The organism is Gaetbulibacter sp. NE (assembly GCF_025548475.1).
GTDB lineage: Bacteria > Bacteroidota > Bacteroidia > Flavobacteriales > Flavobacteriaceae > Gaetbulibacter_B > Gaetbulibacter_B jejuensis.
Genome location: NZ_JAOQHY010000001.1, coordinates 231,447 through 250,664, shown reverse-complemented (window position 1 = coordinate 250,664; position 19,218 = coordinate 231,447). Strand labels below are relative to the sequence as shown.

Annotated in this window: 17 protein-coding genes; 7 read left to right on the top strand and 10 right to left on the bottom strand. The window is 31.9% G+C overall.

Annotated elements, in window-relative coordinates; genetic code table 11:
* Nucleotides 1–2: 2 nt before the first annotated feature.
* Together OD803_RS01240 and purH are read right to left on the bottom strand one after the other, a co-directional pair.
* Nucleotides 3–1,031 (bottom strand): rod shape-determining protein, encoded by a 1,029-nt coding sequence (locus OD803_RS01240; protein WP_129759209.1) that lies wholly within the window; start codon nucleotides 1,029–1,031, stop codon nucleotides 3–5.
* Between the two features lie 139 nt (nucleotides 1,032–1,170).
* A complete protein-coding gene (gene purH / locus OD803_RS01235; protein WP_262732068.1) occupies nucleotides 1,171–2,703 on the bottom strand; it encodes a bifunctional phosphoribosylaminoimidazolecarboxamide formyltransferase/IMP cyclohydrolase in 1,533 nt (510 codons plus the stop codon).
* Between the two features lie 216 nt (nucleotides 2,704–2,919).
* Between purH and OD803_RS01230 the strand changes: the two genes are divergently transcribed.
* Nucleotides 2,920–4,173 carry an ABC transporter permease gene (locus tag OD803_RS01230; RefSeq protein ID WP_262732067.1) on the top strand — a complete coding sequence of 418 codons (1,254 nt, stop codon included), beginning with the start codon at nucleotides 2,920–2,922 and terminating at the stop codon, nucleotides 4,171–4,173.
* Nucleotides 4,174–4,401: 228 nt separating this feature from the next.
* Here the strand turns inward: OD803_RS01230 and OD803_RS01225 are convergent, their stop codons facing one another.
* On the bottom strand, nucleotides 4,402–4,857 hold the full coding sequence (locus tag OD803_RS01225; protein WP_262732066.1) for a GAF domain-containing protein: 456 nt from the start codon (nucleotides 4,855–4,857) through the stop codon (nucleotides 4,402–4,404).
* A gap of 92 nt (nucleotides 4,858–4,949) precedes the next feature.
* Between OD803_RS01225 and xrtF the strand changes: the two genes are divergently transcribed.
* From xrtF to OD803_RS01195, 6 genes are all read left to right on the top strand, one after another.
* The gene (gene xrtF / locus OD803_RS01220; protein ID WP_134198689.1) at nucleotides 4,950–5,501 is read left to right on the top strand and encodes an exosortase family protein XrtF; all 552 of its coding nucleotides are present in this window, start codon (nucleotides 4,950–4,952) and stop codon (nucleotides 5,499–5,501) included.
* Entirely contained in the window at nucleotides 5,494–5,922 is a 429-nt protein-coding gene (locus OD803_RS01215; RefSeq protein ID WP_129759203.1) for an exosortase F system-associated membrane protein, read from the top strand. The genes xrtF and OD803_RS01215 overlap by 8 nt, the downstream gene beginning before the upstream one ends.
* Before the next feature lie 59 nt (nucleotides 5,923–5,981).
* On the top strand, nucleotides 5,982–6,395 hold the full coding sequence (locus tag OD803_RS01210; RefSeq protein WP_262732065.1) for an HYC_CC_PP family protein: 414 nt from the start codon (nucleotides 5,982–5,984) through the stop codon (nucleotides 6,393–6,395).
* A gap of 67 nt (nucleotides 6,396–6,462) precedes the next feature.
* Nucleotides 6,463–7,191 (top strand): heavy-metal-associated domain-containing protein, encoded by a 729-nt coding sequence (locus OD803_RS01205; protein ID WP_262732064.1) that lies wholly within the window; start codon nucleotides 6,463–6,465, stop codon nucleotides 7,189–7,191.
* 14 nt (nucleotides 7,192–7,205) lie between these two features.
* Complete coding sequence (locus tag OD803_RS01200) at nucleotides 7,206–9,446, top strand: TonB-dependent receptor (RefSeq protein ID WP_262732063.1); 2,241 nt, start codon at nucleotides 7,206–7,208, stop codon at nucleotides 9,444–9,446.
* A gap of 22 nt (nucleotides 9,447–9,468) precedes the next feature.
* On the top strand, nucleotides 9,469–9,849 hold the full coding sequence (locus OD803_RS01195; protein WP_262732062.1) for a heavy-metal-associated domain-containing protein: 381 nt from the start codon (nucleotides 9,469–9,471) through the stop codon (nucleotides 9,847–9,849).
* A 51-nt stretch (nucleotides 9,850–9,900) separates the two neighbouring features.
* Here OD803_RS01195 and OD803_RS01190 read toward each other — a convergent pair whose 3' ends face one another.
* From OD803_RS01190 to OD803_RS01160, 7 genes are all read right to left on the bottom strand, one after another.
* A complete protein-coding gene (locus OD803_RS01190) occupies nucleotides 9,901–10,539 on the bottom strand; it encodes a DUF6090 family protein (RefSeq protein ID WP_129759198.1) in 639 nt (212 codons plus the stop codon).
* Nucleotides 10,540–10,836: 297 nt separating this feature from the next.
* Nucleotides 10,837–13,251, bottom strand: coding sequence for a hypothetical protein (locus tag OD803_RS01185; RefSeq protein ID WP_262732061.1), 2,415 nt, complete (start codon nucleotides 13,249–13,251; stop codon nucleotides 10,837–10,839).
* A gap of 14 nt (nucleotides 13,252–13,265) precedes the next feature.
* Nucleotides 13,266–15,713 carry a hypothetical protein gene (locus tag OD803_RS01180; protein WP_262732060.1) on the bottom strand — a complete coding sequence of 816 codons (2,448 nt, stop codon included), beginning with the start codon at nucleotides 15,711–15,713 and terminating at the stop codon, nucleotides 13,266–13,268.
* Nucleotides 15,714–15,824: 111 nt separating this feature from the next.
* Complete coding sequence (gene groL, locus OD803_RS01175) at nucleotides 15,825–17,456, bottom strand: chaperonin GroEL (RefSeq protein WP_262732059.1); 1,632 nt, start codon at nucleotides 17,454–17,456, stop codon at nucleotides 15,825–15,827.
* Between the two features lie 23 nt (nucleotides 17,457–17,479).
* Nucleotides 17,480–17,755, bottom strand: coding sequence for a co-chaperone GroES (gene groES, locus OD803_RS01170; protein ID WP_129759194.1), 276 nt, complete (start codon nucleotides 17,753–17,755; stop codon nucleotides 17,480–17,482).
* Nucleotides 17,756–17,906: 151 nt separating this feature from the next.
* On the bottom strand, nucleotides 17,907–18,263 hold the full coding sequence (gene secG, locus OD803_RS01165) for a preprotein translocase subunit SecG (protein WP_134198695.1): 357 nt from the start codon (nucleotides 18,261–18,263) through the stop codon (nucleotides 17,907–17,909).
* Nucleotides 18,264–18,266: 3 nt separating this feature from the next.
* Nucleotides 18,267–19,217, bottom strand: a complete 951-nt coding sequence (locus OD803_RS01160) for a hypothetical protein (protein WP_262732058.1) — start codon at nucleotides 19,215–19,217, stop codon at nucleotides 18,267–18,269.
* Nucleotide 19,218: the final 1 nt, after the last annotated feature.

Here is a 19,218-nt window from a genome sequence, read left to right as displayed (position 1 = left end):
ACTTATTTTATCAATACACTTTTAAATTTAGAAAGGTTTTTGAGTGTAATTCCTGTTCCTCTTACTACAGCTCTTAATGGATCTTCAGCAATATAAACAGGTAAGTCGGTTTTTTGAGATAAACGCTTATCTAAACCTCTAAGCATTGAACCACCACCTGCTAAATAAATTCCTGTATTGTAAATATCTGCAGCAAGCTCAGGAGGCGTTTGAGATAAGGTTTCCATTACAGAGTCTTCAATTCTTAAAATAGATTTATCTAAAGCTTTAGCAATTTCGCGATACGAAATATTCACTTGCTTAGGTTTACCTGTTAAGAGGTCTCTACCTTGAACACTCATGTCTTCTGGAGGTAATTCTAAATCTTCAGTTGCTGCACCAATTTGAATTTTTATCTTTTCAGCAGTACGCTCTCCAACATAAAGGTTGTGTTGAGTACGCATGTAGTAAATAATATCATTTGTAAATACATCACCAGCAACTTTAACTGATTTGTCGCAAACAATTCCACCAAGAGCAATAACAGCAATTTCTGTTGTTCCTCCACCTATATCCACAATCATGTTTCCTTTAGGTTGCATAATATCAATACCAATACCTATTGCAGCAGCCATTGGCTCGTGTATTAAGTAAACTTCTTTACCATTTACACGTTCACAAGATTCTTTTACAGCTCGCATTTCCACTTCAGTAATACCAGAAGGAATACAAACAACCATACGCAAAGCAGGAGAAAATAATTTCTTTTTTAATGCAGGAATGTTCTTAATGAACATGCTTATCATTTGCTCAGAAGCATCAAAATCGGCAATTACACCATCTTTCAATGGTCTAATGGTTTTAATGTTTTCGTGAGTTTTTCCTTGCATCATGTTGGCTTCTTTACCAACTGCAATTATTTTTCCAGAAATTCTATCTCTTGCTACTATTGATGGACTATCCACAACTACTTTGTCATTATGGATAATAAGTGTATTTGCTGTTCCTAAATCTATGGCTATTTCTTCTGTTAAGAAATCAAAAAATCCCATACGCTGTTGTTAGTTATGTGGGTTGATATTATTTAGTCTTTTAGACGTTGTTGTAAATGTAATAAAATATACATTAATTACAGTATAACAAGATACGTTTAAAATGAATTAACAGATTTCAATTTTTTTAGAAAAAATGTTAATGTTTAAAATGACGTGTTCCTGTAAATACCATAGCAACATTGTTTTCATTACAATAGTCAACACTTAGTTGATCTTTTATAGAGCCTCCAGGTTGTATTACAGCAGTAATTCCAGCTTTATCAGCAATTTCTACACAATCTGGAAACGGAAAAAATGCATCACTAGCCATTACAGCACCTTGCAAATCAAAATTGAAAGATTGTGCTTTATGTATAGCTTGGTTTAAAGCGTCAACACGACTAGTTTGTCCTGTTCCACTTGCACATAATTGTTTGTTTTTTGCTAAAACGATTGTGTTAGATTTGGTATGCTTACAAATTTTTGAGGCAAATATTAAATCTTCTAACTCGTTTTGAGTTGGTTTATTGTTTGTGGCTTCAGATAAATGCGAAACAGCATCAGTAACGTTATCTCTCTCTTGAACCAAAACACCATTTAAACAACTTCTTACAGTAGTTTTTGGCAGTTCAATATCATTTAAAATTAAAAGAATTCTATTCTTTTTTCCTTTTAAAATTTCTAATGCTTCTGCAGAAAATGATGGTGCAATAACAACCTCACAAAATAAGCTGTGAATTTCTTCGGCTGTAGCTTTGTCAATTTCAGAGTTTGCAATTAAAATACCACCAAAAGCTGAAACAGGATCTCCTGCTAAAGCATCAACGTAAGCTTTGTGCAATGTTTCTCTTTGTGCTAAACCACAAGCATTATTGTGTTTTAGTATAGCAAAAGTAGGTGCTTCTCCTTTAAACTCGTTCATTAAAGTAACAGCAGCATCAACATCTAAAAGGTTGTTGTAACTTAGTTCTTTACCGTGTAATTTGGTGAACATTGCTTCAAAATCTCCAAAGAAAAATCCTTTTTGGTGAGGGTTTTCGCCATAACGTAACACTTGTCCTTTGGTTTCGCTTACTTTTAAAGCTGCAAGATCATGGTTGCTATTGAAATAATTAAAAATAGCCGAGTCGTAATGTGACGATACATTAAAGGCTTTTGCAGCAAAACGTTTTCTGTCTTCTTCAGATGTTTCACCACTTTTAGCTTTTAAAAGTTCTAAAAATTCACTGTAATCTTCTACCGAAGACACACAAACTACATCAGCATAGTTTTTGGCTGCAGCTCTAATTAATGAAATACCTCCAATGTCAATTTTTTCAATAATATCTTGATGTGCAGCACCTGAAGCTACAGTTTTTTCAAAAGGGTAAAGGTCAACAATAACCACATCTATTTGAGGGATGTCAAAATCTTTTAATTCGGCAACATCACTTTCATTATTTTGTCTGTTAAGAATACCTCCAAATACTTTTGGGTGTAATGTTTTAACACGACCTCCTAAAATTGAAGGATAAGAGGTTACATCTTCAACAGGTACAACATTAATTCCTAAGTCTTTTATAAACTTTTCGGTACCTCCTGTTGAGTAAATGGTTACATTTTGTGCGTTAAGTTCTTTAACGATTGGTTCTAATCCTTCTTTGCTAAAAACAGAGATTAAAGCAGATTTAATGGTTTTGTTGTTATTCATTGTATAGTTGTGTGTTTTTTTGATTTCCATTTTTATGGAAATAACAATTTTAATGTTTTTTCAATACCAAGTATTAAAAAGTGTTGTTTGCGAGTGCAAAAGTACATATTCTTAAAGAGATTTTAAGGCTTGATAACGCAGATTATTTAAGTTTTTTGTAACAATAGATTGTTAAAAACGTCCTATCTTTAACTTTGATAAAATTTCGACCAATTCATGCTTGTTTATTTACGATTATTTAAGGAGAGTTTTACGTTTGCTATTAACGCATTACGAAACAATAAACTACGTACTTTTTTATCGCTATTAGGAGTAACAATTGGTATTTTTTCTATTATAGCTGTACTTGCAGCTGTTGATTCGCTTGATAGGAATATCAAAGAGCAGTTGAGCGGATTGGATAAAAACACCATGTATCTTACTAAATATTCGTTTGGACCTACAAGTGTCCCAAGATGGCAACGGGATAATTTCCCTCAGGTAGAACATGATGATTATGAGTTTATAGAAGGAAGTGTAGATGATATTGAGGCTATTGCCTATGTGATTTTTGGAGGCTCAGAAAATTTAAGGTACGAAGGAAAAACAGTTTCAGGAGTTAACGTCACACCTGTCTCTAACGGTATTTATGATATTGAAAATTTAAAAATTGAATCAGGTCGTTTTTATAACGAATCTGAATCAAATTCTGGAGCTCCTGTTATTGTGTTAGGAAGCTCAACTGCTACAAATTTATTTGATAATGATAACCCTATAGGTAAAACGATTAGGGCTTATGGACGAAAACTCAAAGTTATTGGCGTTTTAAAGAAAGTGGGAGGAGGAATTGGAGGTGATTCTCCAGATGAACGTGCCTATGTGCCTGCAAATTTTGTAAGACGTTTTAATAATGGAGGAGCAAATGGTTTACCAGGAGCTGTTGTAATTAAGCCTAAAAAAGATGTCGATTTTGATGCCTTTGAATCGGTTTTAAAACAAAAATATAGGGTTTACAGAGGTTTGAAAGCTGATGAGCCAGATAATTTCTTTATCAATAAATTGTCAGGTTTAACAGATGCTGTAGATAGTATTATTGGGTTTATGAATGGTGTAGGTTGGACCATTAGTGCGTTTTCATTATTAGTAGGTGGTTTTGGTATTGCTAATATTATGTTTGTGAGTGTTAAGGAACGCACCAACCTTATTGGAATTCAAAAATCATTGGGTGCCAAAAACAGGTTTATCTTATTCCAGTTTTTATTTGAAGCTATAGTATTAGCCTTTATTGGTGGAATTGTAGGATTGATATTAGTATGGATAACAACAACAGTGCTGTCAAACTTTACAGGCGATTTTGAATTTGTGCTTTCAGCAGGAAACATGATGTTAGGATTTGCGTTGTCAACTGCAATAGGATTGATTTCTGGTATTGTACCAGCAATTTCAGCTTCAAAACTTGATCCTGTGGAAGCGATTAGAACAGGGATGTAACAGAAAAATGAGTCTGAAAAGCATTTTTAAAACACTTTTGTCAATAGTTCTATTGGTTTGCATTTATATTTTTTTCTTTTCAGATTCTGGATTTACTTGGGGTGTAAATAAAACTGTTGGTTGGGCTTGGGATTTAACAAACCTAAATTTGTGGCTTTCAATTTTGGCTTATGTCTTTGTGCTCTATTTGTTATTTAGACTTTTCTTCCGAAGAAAAAAATAATCTAATCATAGAATCTCAGCAACCTGTTTACAAACAAATTCTAAAAAGCGCTCGTCCGCTTCAGTAAAAGGATCTGGAGTATTAGAGTCGATATCTATTTGACCAATATTTTCACCATTAACAAAAATTGGGATTACAATTTCTGCTTTAACAGTAATACTGCAAGCAATGTAATTATCTTGAGCAGATACGTCTGGTACAACAAAATTTTGGTTGCTCACAGCAACTTGTCCGCAAATACCTTTTCCAAAAGGAATAATAGTATGGTCAGTAGGTTCGCCTACATAAGGACCTAATTTTAATTCGTTTTTATCTCCATTTTTAAAATAGAATCCTACCCAGTTGTAATATGTGATGTTAGCTTCTAGCAATTCGCAAATTGCATAAAGTTTTTCATCTACAGTTGTACTCGAATTAGAAGTAATTTCGCTTACTTTAAGTTGTAATTGTTCAAACGTCATTTGTTCAAAAAGTTTTTGCAAAAGTATTTAAAAGGTGTAAATTCAAAAACTGAATTTATATAAATTTAACAGAATATATCAGTCGTTTACTTTTGAAAAACTTACTAAAAAAATACAAGTCTGTCATAAAGTTCATTCTCACGTTTTTAATAGTGTACTTGGTCTTGTCTTTATGCTATAAATTGTATTTAGATAGGTCTAGTGGTTCAAAATACTATCCTGATTTTATAACCAATTTAGTAGCTAAACAAAGTAGTGAACTTGTTGGAGCTATGGGTTATGATGTACACTATTTAGCGCATGAAAATGAACCTTCGCTTAAACTTATACTTAATGGTAAGTACGTTGCTAGAGTAGTAGAGGGTTGTAATTCGGTAAGTGTGATTATATTGTTTGTGGCTTTTATGGTAGCTTTTGCAGGAAGATTAAAACCAACATTTTTTTACACTTTAGCAGGAGGTGTTCTTATTTATGCTGTTAATATTATTCGAATTGCAATTTTATCAATTGGCTTGTATAATTATCCATGGCGAAGAGAAATTTTGCACACTGCTATTTTTCCTTTGATTATTTACGGAATGGTATTCATCCTTTGGATGTTTTGGGTTAATAGGTTTTCATCAATAAACAAAAAGCATGAATAACATTTTTAAAATTGTTTTGCTCATGGCTTTGTTTGGGCTTCTTGTATTGATAAGAGTGTTCGAAAATGAGTTGTTTTATGATCCATACTTGTTGTTTTTTAAAAACGACTATTTGTATATGGATTACCCAAGACGAGAAATATTAAAGTTAACGCTTTTTACAACCTTAAGGTATGTGCTAAATGGAGTCGTGTCTTTAGCTATTATATATCTCTTTTTTAAAGATAAGTCTATCGTTAAGTTTTCGGTTATAGTTTATACTGTAGCATACTTAATTTTGATTTTAATTTTCTTGTATTTTGTCATTAACCCTAGACAAGAAGATTATTATCTGTTTTTTAATTTTAGACGATTTTTAATTCAACCAGTCATTCTTTTGCTCTTAATACCAGCATTTTATTACTATAAACTTAATAGGTAGAAATGTTAATGCTTTTTTAAAATGCAATACAACTTCATTAATTTTTATAAATTTGTATTGTGATACAAAATGTTTTACATAAAACTTTTTCAGTTGCATTAGCACTTTTAGTGTTCTTTTCTACAGTCTCTTTTACTGTAGAGAAACATTTTTGTGGTGATGTGTTGGTAGATGTTTCTGTATTTTCTGAAGTTCAAAAATGCGCTATGGAAGCCTTTGAAATAGAAATGGCTGAAAAAACACAAGTACATTGTTGTAAAGATACAGTCGATTTAGTTAAAGGTCAAGATCATTTAACCATTAAAAAGTTTGAAGATTTAGATTTTGATCAGCAACTGTTTTTATCAACATTTGCGTATTCATACATTAATCTTTTTGAAGGATTGCCACAACAGGTTATCCCTCATAAATATTATTCTCCACCAAACTTGGTTGCCGACATACAAGTGCGCGATCAAGTCTTCCTAATTTGATTTTTTTGGACAATTTCCGTGAAAACGGATAGTAAACTTTTATTGTTCAATCAAAAAATCAAAAATAATGACACATACATACAGCGTTACAGGAATGACCTGTAACGGTTGTAAGGCAAAAGTTGAAAATGTCTTACAAGATTTACATTATGTTGATGATGCTAAAGTAAATTTAGAATTAGGTGAAGTTGCAGTAACCATGTCTCAGCATATCGCTACAAGTGTATTACAAAATGCACTACCAGAAAAATATAAGCTGTCTGAAAAGCAAGAACGAAATGTGTTTGCTTCAACAGTACAGCAAGAAGAACAAAAATCTGATTTACAGCAATTGTTTCCGTTGTTTTTAATATTTGGATACATCATTGCTGCATCAGTATTAATCAATTTCAAGTCGTGGAATTGGAGCGATTTTATGCTTGATTTCATGGGCTTATTCTATATCGTTTTTAGTTTTTTCAAACTATTAGATTTAAAAGGATTTCCTGAAAGTTTTAAAATGTACGACCCATTAGCTAAAGCAATTCCTGCTTATGGTTGGGTGTATCCTTTTATAGAAACAGTTTTGGGTATCATGTTTTTAATGCGTATTCAAATTCCGTTGGCATTAGTGATTACCTTAATTATTTTAGGAATTACTACCATAGGAGTAACCAAAACATTGCTGGATAAAAAAGCAATACAATGTGCATGTTTGGGTACAGCATTAAAATTACCTATGACCAAAGCAACCTTTATTGAAAACAGTATAATGATTGTTATGGCAGTGATTATGCTTGTTCAAATCTACAGTTAAATAAAATTTTAAAAATGAAAAAACTATTATATATAATCCTCTTGTTTCCGCTTATTGGGCTTTCTCAAGATACCCTTAACGGAACTATTCTAGAAGAGAATAAAGAAAACGAACCAATACCAGTTGTTGGAGCCAATGTATATTGGTTAGATACAACTGTAGGAGCTGTTACTGATATCGATGGGAAATTTTCGATACCTTATAAAAGTGAATACACAAAGCTGGTTGTAAGTTATGTAGGCTATAAAACCGATACTATAACCGTTAGTTCAGCTAAGGCTATAACACATTGGTTAAAACCAACAAGTGAGTTGAACGAAATAACAGTAACCTCAAGAAAGCAAGCAACTTCAAAATCATATTTGCAAGCTACCAATACATTTACTGTAAGTAGCGATGAGTTGTTAAAAGCTGCTTGCTGTAATCTCTCTGAGAGTTTTGAAACCAACCCTTCTATAGATGTTAATTTTGCCGATGCAGTTTCAGGTACGCGTCAAATTAAAATGTTAGGTCTTACTAGTCCGTATATTTTAATAGCAACAGAAAACATACCAACAGTTCGTGGAGCTTCGCAAGCTTACGGATTAACCTTTACACCAGGAACTTGGGTTGAGAGTATTCAAATTACTAAAGGAATGGGAAGTGTGGTTAATGGATATGAAAGTATTGCAGGACAAATAAATGCTGAACTTCAAAAACCAACAAAAGACGATAAGCTGTTTGTGAATTTTTACGGAGCAAGTAGCGAACGTATGGAATTGAATACACACTTTAATACTAAAGTAAGTGATAAGTGGAGTACAGGTTTGTATTTACATGGTAACACGCATCAAAAAGAACATGATGTAAATAATGATAACTTTTTAGATATGCCAAAGTATCATCAAATAAATGTGATGAATAGATGGCAATATACTGACACTGAAAAAGGGTTTGTTGGGTTTTTTAATTTCAGGTTTTTAACCGATGAAAAACAAACAGGTGAATTAGATTTTAACCCAGACACTGATAAGTTGACTACCAACGCTTGGGGAAGTGAAATTGATACCAGACGATTTGATTTTTCAGGAAAATTAGGATACGTAAACCCTGAAATTCCATGGCAAAGTGTTGGTGTGCAATTTGCGGTTAGCAACCATCAGCAAGATTCTTATTTTGGATTGCGACAGTACGATATTGAACATAATAGTATTTATTCAAGTGTTGTTTATAATTCAATTATTAGCGATTCGCGTCATAAAATTAAAACAGGGCTTAGTTTTACTTATGACCATTATGATGAACTGGTAGAAAGCACTTTTTATGAGCGTACAGACAACTCATTGGGAGCCTTTTTTGAATATAATTTTGATAATTTAGATAAGTTTAATCTTACAGCTGGATTACGTGTTGATAATCATAACAAATTAGGCTTTTTTGTGACACCACGTTTTCATGTACGATACACGCCTTGGGAAAAATCTGCGTTTAGAGCCTCTTTTGGAAGAGGTAAACGTTCTGCTAATATTTTTGCTGAAAATCAAAGCTTATTTGCAACTTCAAGAGCCATTAATATTATTGGAGCTAATGGTGGAGAAATTTATGGTTTAGACCCAGAAATTGCATGGAATTATGGTGTGTCTTATCTGCAAGGGTTTAATCTCTTTGGAAGAAAAGCTGACGTAACCCTAGATTTTTACAGGACTGATTTTCAAAACCAAGTAGTTGTAGATTGGGAAAATCCGCAAGAAATAAGTTTCTATAATTTAGAAAAAGATAGTTATGCTAATAGTTTTCAAACGGAATTAAACTATAATGCTTTTGAGCATTTTGATGTGCGATTAGCTTATAAATATTATGACGTGAAGACTAAATATCAAACAGGTAAAGCTATAAGGCCTCTAACACCTCAACACAGATTCTTTGCAAATGCTGGATATGAAACACATCCTAATGATGCAGGAGGGTTGTGGAAATTTGATGCAACCTTTAATTGGTTAGGCGAACAACGTTTTGCGTCAACAACTAGTAACCCTATACAATACCAATTACCTGAAAACTCTCCAACTGTAGCAACGCTCAATGCGCAAGTAACAAAAGTATTTTCTCCTAAATTTGAAGTATATTTAGGAGGTGAGAATATTACCAATGTGCGTCAAGACAATCCTATTTTAGGAGCAAACGACCCTTTTGGTTCAAACTTTGATAGCACATTTGTGTATGGTCCAATTTTTGGAAGTATGTATTACGCAGGATTACGATTTAGAATTAAATAAAAACTTTTAAAACAAAAATAAAATGAAGAAAATAGCAGTATTAATTACGTTTTTAATGGCAACAGTAACATTTGCACAAAATAAAAATGCCAAAGCTTCTCTTGAGGTTGATGGAGTATGTATGATGTGTAAAGATCGAATTGAAAAAGCATGCATAAAAACTAAAGGTGTAAAAAGTGCGATTTGGAATGTGGAAACACATGAGCTAAAATTGATTTACAACGAAGGAAAAACGAGCTTAGATGATATTAAAAAAAATATTGTTGCAGTAGGACATGATTTAAAAGATATGAAAGCTACTGATGAAGCCTACAACTCAGTACACCCTTGTTGTAAATATCGTGATGAAGATGTGAGAGATGACCACAAAGATGAAAAGGATCCTGAGCATAAAAAACACTAAAAAATAAAAAAAAGCCTAAACATTTGTTTAGGCTTTTTTTTATTCACTCACTTAAGGTAAAATTTTCAATAGGCTATCACAGCTTTTAATGCCTTGTTCAGTAGCTCGTCTTTTAATCATTAAAGCTCCATTGACACTTTGTAAAATATTTTTAAACAATTTTTCATTATTATATCCAAATTGTCCTTTTTTCATAATGTCAAAATCTACATTCTCTATCATGTATTTTCCTAAATATTCTTTGTGGATTATATCTAGACGTTCGTAATCCTTGAGCATTATTTTGTAGTTGGAATAATGGTTTTCAATAGCTGTTTTTAAGTTGAAGTCATCAATGAGTTTAAAGTCGCCAGAGTTTATCATGGTTTGGTAGGTAACATCTTTAGGGAAAAAGTCTGTTGAGGTAAACACAGTGTATATTGTGCTTAATTTTGAGTGTTTTTCAGGATTGTCAGTGTTTATTAAAGGTAAAACAGTGTTTAAAGTTTCAATTTTTTTATCAATGGATTGAAATATTGATTTAAGATTTTTTTTATCAATTTCAATGTCACTTTTAATATTTTCTAAATACTGTTGTTTTAATGCCTCGCTTTTTGAATTTTCAGAGCATTTATTCATGGTGAAAGCTATTGAAATACCTACTATAACTATTAGTATTTCGCCTAAGGCATACGTGAATTTCTTTTTCATTTTTTAATAGATTATCCTCTTAAAACTAATAAATATTTTTTAGTTAAATTTTTGCCAATAAAAATATCACGAATCTATTTTCTGCATACCTTTAGTATGTTCTTTTTAAAAACAATAAAGTTATGGGACAAGACAAGTCAAAAGGAAAGTCTACACTGCCTAAACAAGCAGTAAAAAAGACTCCACAGGCTCCTGCTAAAAAGAAGTAGTCTGTTTTTGGGCTACAAACTGATAGCCCTTCAATTTAAAGATGATTAAAGCAAATAGCCACCTCAAAAAGGTGGCTTTTATATTTTGTTAATCAATTAAATTTATTTCTTTGATTTCAGAAAGTAGCTTGCCGTCTGAGCTAAAACCTTGTATCATGAAAATAGCTTTTTTAATATTAGTATTAAAAATTTTAAAATTAGCATTTCCTGATTGGTCAGTTTCAATGTTTGATTTCCAATCAATATTACTGTAGTTTATAAAGTCATTTTTTGATAACGCATAAAACTCAGGAACATAAAACTTTTTTTCTGTAGAAAAACCATTGTTTACAGTAAATTCATTTGCAATGGCTTTTTTAGTGTAATCTAACTTGTAACTCTGTTTTAAATATATTCTAATAATACCTGCACCACCTCTAGAACCATATCCATTTCCGTCAGGATCAATAAATATTTCGTCTACATGCTCTAGTGTCATGTTATATAATATATCATAATTTCTATCGTAGCTTGATCCGTCAATGATAAGTAAAGGTTCATTACTCGCCATAAAAGTTACAGGGTTACGATTTTTTATTTTTACAACTCCTGCACCTTGCAGTTGATCAACGACAAAGCCATGAGAATTAATTATATCAGTTACATATGAGTACATTCTTCTTAATTCATCGTCTACTTTAATTCCTTTACTATACCTATTAGCTATATATTCTTTGCGGTTTTGTAAGATTGTATCACTATTTTTTTTGTGTACATAAGTAAGGTTGATAGTGTCTAATTCTTGTCCTAGACTGTTTGCGTGTTCTAGAGAAAAACTATTTGTTGTGGTTGTCTTACATTTATTTATTAAAGGAAGTGTAGGTTGTTTTAGCAGCTTACGATTGTTGTCAGTAATATCAATGTAAGGTTTTAAATTATTAATTACTTTGTCTCCTTTTAAAACAGTAAAGTTTATAGATGCAGAGTCTTTTAAGTAAAAGTTGTTAAAAGAAAAACTGTTGTTGACTAGCGTTGTTGATTCATTAATTTGATTAGTGATTGAAAACATTTGAATGGTGTAAGGCACACTGGATTTTGGAGGATTTAATGAACCTTTTATTGAAAGTCCAGCATCAAAATTGTGAGTTATTTTTGGGGTTCCGGTTTTTATATTTTCCCATTTATACTTGCTCCAGCCTTGAGTTAATAAAAGCAAGTCTAGCTCATATGTTTTTAACCTGTTAATATCAGTAAAATAATAATTAGGATTTTGAATATAACCTTTCACATAAGGCTTTAATAAAAAAGAGCTTATTAAATTCTGGTTATTGGTTTGTGTTAGAGTATCGTCTGGTAAAATAGCAATACTTAAATTAGAAGCTATTGGTGTTTTAGTATGGGTAAATGTTTTGATTGATAAAGGGATAGAATCATTAGTTTTAGTATTTACAATAATATCTGAGTTTAAAATTAATGAGTCGTCGTAGTTAAAAATTAAGCGTTCAATTAATGGTTCAGATTTTTCGTTAAATAATGTAATTGTATTTATTCCTGATACTAGATTTTTTTTGTTTACAGGAATAACATTGCTTGTTTTTAAATCGTCAACTTTTAAATCAATAACCACTACTTTGTTGTTTTGATTTATCACTAAGTAGTAAGTTAGTCCTGTATTGTTTTTAAGTGTTACGTCGTTTGTTTTTAGGGTTATATAGGTTAACTCTTGATTTGTATAATTATTAACCGAAATAGCAAACCCCTCTTCACCATCAATTACTATTTCCTTAGAATAGTCTATACCATTAACTGTATATTTAGCTGTGTATTTTTCGTTTTTCTCTGGTAATAAATCAAACTTACCTAAACCAAAAATGTTACTTTTAAAGTTGGTTATCGGTTCATTTTTAGAATTGACTATTGAGCCATCTATTTCTAATCCTCTAGCGTTACAATCAGTGATTTTGAAACCAAAAGTGTTTGTAACGCCTATAATGCTATAACCGCCTTCAGGTAAAAACTGTAAATCATGTTTAAGTTTTTCGGTTGTAGAATCTTTAGTTGCACTTGAGTTTAAATCAGAATTTTGGTTGAGGATATGTATAGGCATAGAGACGTAAGCTTCGTCTTCTTTAAAATTATTCATCCAGTTTGTATAAGCAACTATATAATAGGTGTCACCTGCAATTAAATTGTTGGTGTCTAGGCTTCCTGTGAAATAACCGTTTTGGGCAAAAAATAATTTGTTTGTTATCTCCTTACCGTTTGAGTCTAATAACGATATGTAAACATTTTTTGTGTTTATAAAAGGAACTCTATTTTTTTTATCGTAGACATAACCTTTGAACCAAATAGGTTCGTTACTTATAAAGATGTTTTTGTTAATATGTAAATGAATAGTTTCTCTTTCAGTATTAAAATATGAAGTATATGCTTGCTCTATTTTTGACTTTTCATTAGTTTGTGATGCTATGTTTTTTGAGAAAAATAGAGCAATCATTATAGTTAAAACAAGTGTGTTTTTCATATTTTAGGTTGGGCTTAGTCTAATAGTAATTCTTTAGTTTCAGAAATCAAATTTCCATTAATTGAAAAACCTTCGATGATTAAAAGTAGCTTTTTTATCGACGTATTTTTTATGTTAAATTCAACTGAACCTTTTTCGTTTGTTGTAAGTTTTGGTTTCCAATCAATAGCTCCATATGACATAAAGTTACTAGGCGAGTTCAAATAAAAAAGTGGTATATAAAATTCTTTTTGAGGAGAAAACCCTCCAGTTGTTATTAGTGTGTTGGCAAACCTTTTAAAATCTCCTTTAGCTCCAACTCCGTAACTTTTCTTTAAAAATATACTTATTACTCCTGCACCTCCTCTTACTCCATATCCAAGACCAGATTTATTAAAATATATTTCATCAACTTGATTTAAAGGCATGTTATATATTATATCATAATTAGTTCCCATATTGGCACCATCAATTATTAATAAAGGGCTAGAACCAGCTTTAATAGAAATAGGACGCTTATTTATAATAATAACTCTTCCTAATGCTTGGTAAGACATAAAACCATTTGCGTCTATAATATCAGATACGAAAGAATACATTCTTTCTTGGATAGAATCAATTTTTACACCTATACTATAAGCATCTCCAATATAGGCTTTTTTGTTCTTAAGAGGCGCTTTTTTATCAACTATTTTCGTGTGTAAGTTTATAGTATCTAGTAATTCGCCTTCAAACTCCATGTCATTGTAGCTGTTAACAGTATCTATTGGTAAAGTTTCAAAAACACAAGTATTAGGAATAGAAAATAATTGATTTAGTGAAGTTTTTCCTGAGCTTATTACTCTTGCATACAACTTTGGGTCGGTTATTTTTTTCCCGTTTTTAAGCACATTGAAATGTACTTTAGAAGAGTCTGCTATGAAATAATTCTCAAAGTTAAATTGTTTATTATTGTCTATATATTTAGTTTCGTTAATGTTGTTAACTAGAGAAAACATATGAACTTGGTAATTAGAGTCTTCGTCTATTGGTTCATTAAGTGTTCCTGTAATTGAAACCCCTTTATCAAAAGGAATAATTAACTCTTGTTCACCATTTTTAATATCTTCCCAGCTATATTTACTCCAGCCTTGGGTTAATAATACTAAATCTAGGTGCAAAGCTTTTATTCGATCAAAATTATTGAAGTAATATTCTGAGTTTTCAAAAGAACCATTTATGTAAGGGTCAATTAATAAGTTGCTTATTATACTTTTATTGGTGTTTATTGCTTTGGTTTCAAGCGGTAAAACAGAAACACTTAGGCTAGTAGAAGTAGCGATTTTCTTGTTGTCTTTTAGGTTGATTTTTATTCCAATTGAATCTGAAGAGCTTGATGTCTTTTCAACTGTAGCTCTCATAAAATCCTTGTTTTTAGGATTAAATATCATGCGTTCCAAAAGTGGATTTAATTCATCATCAAATAAAGTAATAGTGTTTACTCCGTAAGGAAGAGTTTTTGATGAAATAGGTATAGTGTATTCAGTTTTTAAAACTGAAGTGTTTAATTCAGTAATTGAACTTTTGTTGTTTTGGTGTATAGCTAAATAATACGTTTTATTAGCTTCCAATGCTTGTGTTGCTTTATTTGTTTTAAGTGTTATGTAAACCATATTAGTATTGATATGGTTGTTAACAGAAAAAGAGTATCCTAAAGCTTCACTTTGAGGTAAAGGGGTTTTATAATTCTTGCCATTAATGTTATAAATAGCGTTGTAGGTTTCGCCTTTTTTCATCAATAAATCAAACTTACCCATTCCAAATGTGTTACTTTTAAAAGGCATTATGGTCTTGTCGTTTGAATCAGTTATTACACCTTCAATTTCAAGGCTTTCTCCACTACAATTAATAATTTTAAAACCTATTGAATTGGTGACATCTGCTATGCAATGTCCACCTTCAGGCAAGAACTGTAAATCATAGTCTAATATTTTATTATTAGTGGTTTCTTGATTGGAATGTTGATTTAAAATTTGAATAGGACTAGAGGTGAAAGATTCATCCTCTTTAAAGTTTTTCATCCAGTTAGTATACGCCTTAAAAAAATAATAACCTGTTGCTAAACTTGTATCTACATCAAAACTGCCAGTAAACATTCCATTTTCACAATAAAATAGTTTGGTTTCTATTTCTTTACCGTTTTTATCGTAAAGCGTTACATATACATTTGAAGTTGTAATATAAGGAATGCCATTTTTTTTATCGTACACATAACCTTTGAACCATATCGGTTCGTTTGTTAAAAAAGTATGCTTGTTAAAGTGTAAGTAAATAGTTTCTCGTTCTGCATTAAAATATTTAGCGTAGGCATTTTCGGTAGTTTCTTTTAGATTGGGTTTTTGGCTTAATGCTTTGGTTGTGTTTAAAATAAAAATGATTAAAATTAGTAAAGAAGTTAAATGTTTGGTGGTAAGATTTAAGCGATGAGAATAATTGTTTTTCATAATTATAAGTTTTAGAGTGAATAGCGATTAAGAAATTCAGTCACAATATTTATGCCAAAAAAAAGCCTCAAGATTGTCTTGAGGCTTTTTTAGTTTTTAAAAAACTTTGTTTTACATCATACCTGGCATTCCACCACCTCCCATTGGAGGCATTGCAGGAGCGTCTTCTTTAATATCAACTAAAGCGCATTCAGTAGTTAAAATCATACCAGCAACTGAAGCTGCATTTTCTAAAGCAATACGTGTTACTTTTTTAGGGTCAATGATTCCAGCTTTAAGCATATCTACGTAAGTTTCAGTTTTAGCATCAAAGCCAAAATCTTTTTTACCTTCCATTACTTTAGAGATTACAACACTACCTTCACCACCAGCATTTTCTACTATGGTTCTTAAAGGCGCTTCAATAGCTTTGTTTACAATTTGTACACCTGTAGTTTCATCAAGGTTTTCTGTAGTAAGTTTTTCTAAAACCGATTTAGCTCTTACTAAAGCAACTCCACCACCAGCAACAATACCTTCTTCAACAGCAGCTCTTGTAGCATGTAAAGCATCGTCAACTCTGTCTTTCTTTTCCTTCATTTCAACCTCACTTGCAGCACCAACGTATAATACAGCAACACCACCAGCAAGTTTAGCTAAACGCTCTTGAAGTTTTTCTTTGTCATAATCGCTAGTTGTAGTTTCAATTTGTGCTTTAATTTGATTTACTCTAGCTTTAATATCAGCAGATTTACCAGAACCGTTAACAATTGTTGTATTGTCTTTGTCAATCATAACTGACTCAGCAGTACCTAACATGCTTAAATCGGCATTTTCTAAAGAGAATCCTCTTTCTTCAGAAATCACAACACCACCAGTTAAGATCGCAATATCTTCTAGCATTGCTTTACGTCTGTCACCAAAACCTGGAGCTTTTACAGCAGCAATTTTAAGTCCACCACGTAGTTTGTTTACAACCAAAGTAGCTAAAGCTTGTCCTTCAACATCTTCAGCAACGATTAATAATGGACGACCAGATTGAGCAACTGGTTCTAATATTGGAAGGATTTCCTGTAAGTTAGAAATCTTTTTGTCAAATAATAAAATGTATGGGTTTTCTAAATCAGCAATCATTTTATCGCTATCAGTTACAAAGTAAGGCGATAGGTAACCTCTGTCAAACTGCATACCTTCAACAACGTCAACATAAGTATCAGTTCCTTTAGCTTCTTCAACAGTAATTACACCTTCTTTTCCAACTTTAGAAAACGCTTGAGAAATTAACTCACCAATAGTGTCATCGTTATTTGCAGAGATAGACGCTACTTGCTTAATCATTTCAGATGAGTTTCCTACTTTTTTAGCTTGCTTTTCTAAGTTAGCAGTAATGGCTTCAACAGCTTTGTCAATACCACGTTTTAAATCCATTGGATTAGCACCAGCAGCAACGTTTTTTAAGCCTTCTTTTACAATAGCTTGAGCTAAAACTGTTGCAGTAGTTGTCCCATCTCCAGCTAAATCGTTGGTTTTACTAGCTACTTCTTTTACCATTTGTGCTCCCATGTTTTCAAGCTCGTCTTCAAGCTCTACTTCTTTAGCTACAGAAACACCATCTTTAGTGACTTGAGGAGCACCAAAGCTTCTACCAATAATTACGTTTCTACCTTTTGGTCCTAAAGTTACTTTTACTGCATTTGCCAATGCGTCCACACCACGTTTTAATCCGTCGCGTGCTTCAATATCAAATTTTATATCTTTTGCCATTTTATTTGGTTTTTAAATGATGATTAAACAATTGCGAAAATGTCACTCTCGCGCATAATTAAATAGTCTTTGCCTTCAAGTTTTAGTTCAGTGCCTGAGTACTTCCCATAAAGTACTGTATCACCAACTTTTACTGTCATTGCTTCGTCTTTTGTGCCTTTACCAACAGCGACAACTTTACCCTTTTGAGGTTTTTCTTTGGCGTTGTCTGGAATAATGATTCCTGAAGCTGTTTTGGTTTCAGCCTCTACAGGTTCTACTAGAACTCTGTCTGCTAAAGGTTTAATGTTTAATGCCATTTTTATATTTCTTTTTTTGGTTATTAAAATGTGTTTAACGCTTAAGCGTTATGCTAAAAATGTGCCAATACATTGTAACTGACATTTTTTCATTTTAGGGCAAAAAAAATGCCAACATAAAGTTGGCATTCTTAAATTGTATAATCAGAAATTACTGAACTGAATCTCCTACTGTTGCAGTATCATCAGCAGTTTCTGTACTGGTTGGTAATGCGTCTTGAGTTGTAGTTGTAGCTTCGTCTTGGTCTAATGCTTTAGATTCAGAACCATTAGCTCCTCCAATTGCAAAGTTTGACAAAAGGATTAATAACAATAATACTGTTGCTAATGTCCAAGTACTTTTGTCCAAAAAGTCGGTTGTCTTTTTAACACCTCCTAATTGTTGAGTACCTCCACCACCAAATGAAGATGATAAACCACCGCCTTTTGGATTTTGCACCATGATTACTACTATTAATAAAAATGCTACAATAACTATAAGAACTAAAAATATTGTAAACTGTGTCATTATTTATTGATTATTTTCTTGTAATTTTTTTACTGCTTTAATTTGGTCTGCAAAGAAACCACTTTTTTCTGGATATTTCAAACTTAATATTTTATAAGATTGAATTGCCTTATCGTAGTTTTTTTGTTCTAGATAAATTCTAGCCAAAGTCTCGGTCATTAAACCATCATTTTGCTCTGGTTTAGGTTGCGCTAAATTTTGTTGAGGTTTGGTATCTTTTACAGGTACAATCTTAGGATTTTCACTTAAAAACTTATCTATAAGTTCAAACTTTTTATCAATGGTAGATTCTTGTGCTTCCTCTTGAGTGTCGTTTGTTTCCTCTACTTCTATTGAGGATTCTCGTTCAATAGGTTTAAAACTAGTAATCTTTAACCACTCTGTAAACGAGTGTGTTTCAGTCTTGTTAAACTCTAATGGTTTCCCAATGTTTAGTTGCTCTTTTGGAGAAGGTTCAATATTGTCAGTATCAATATCTATGATTGGAATTTTTGGAGCATCGTTAATGTCGGAAATAAATTGTTCAACATTTTTTGCGATGAATTTTTCCTCAAATAAATTTGGGTCCAAAACACCTTCAGTATCTTTTATATGTTGTTTAAGTGCGTCGTCAATAGTTACACTTTTATTTACTGAAATATCGTCGGCATCTTTAACTTCAATAGTTTTTAAATGCTCATTGTTTTGCTTTATAATCTGAGATATTTCATTTTGGTTAAACGCATCACTGGTAATATAATCGAACAGAATACTTCTGTCAGTAGTGTAGGCTGCAGTAGTTTTTAATTCAAGATTGTATTTAAAGCTTTGTTTGTTTTTTAAGGCTTTGAGGTATAGTGCTCTTGCTGGTTGAAAATAAGGATACTCTTCAATAACCGAAGTAATACCGCTAATTTGATCTGTAGTGATATTTTGAGGGTTTTGAAGTAAATATGTAAAATCTTGCAACTGCATT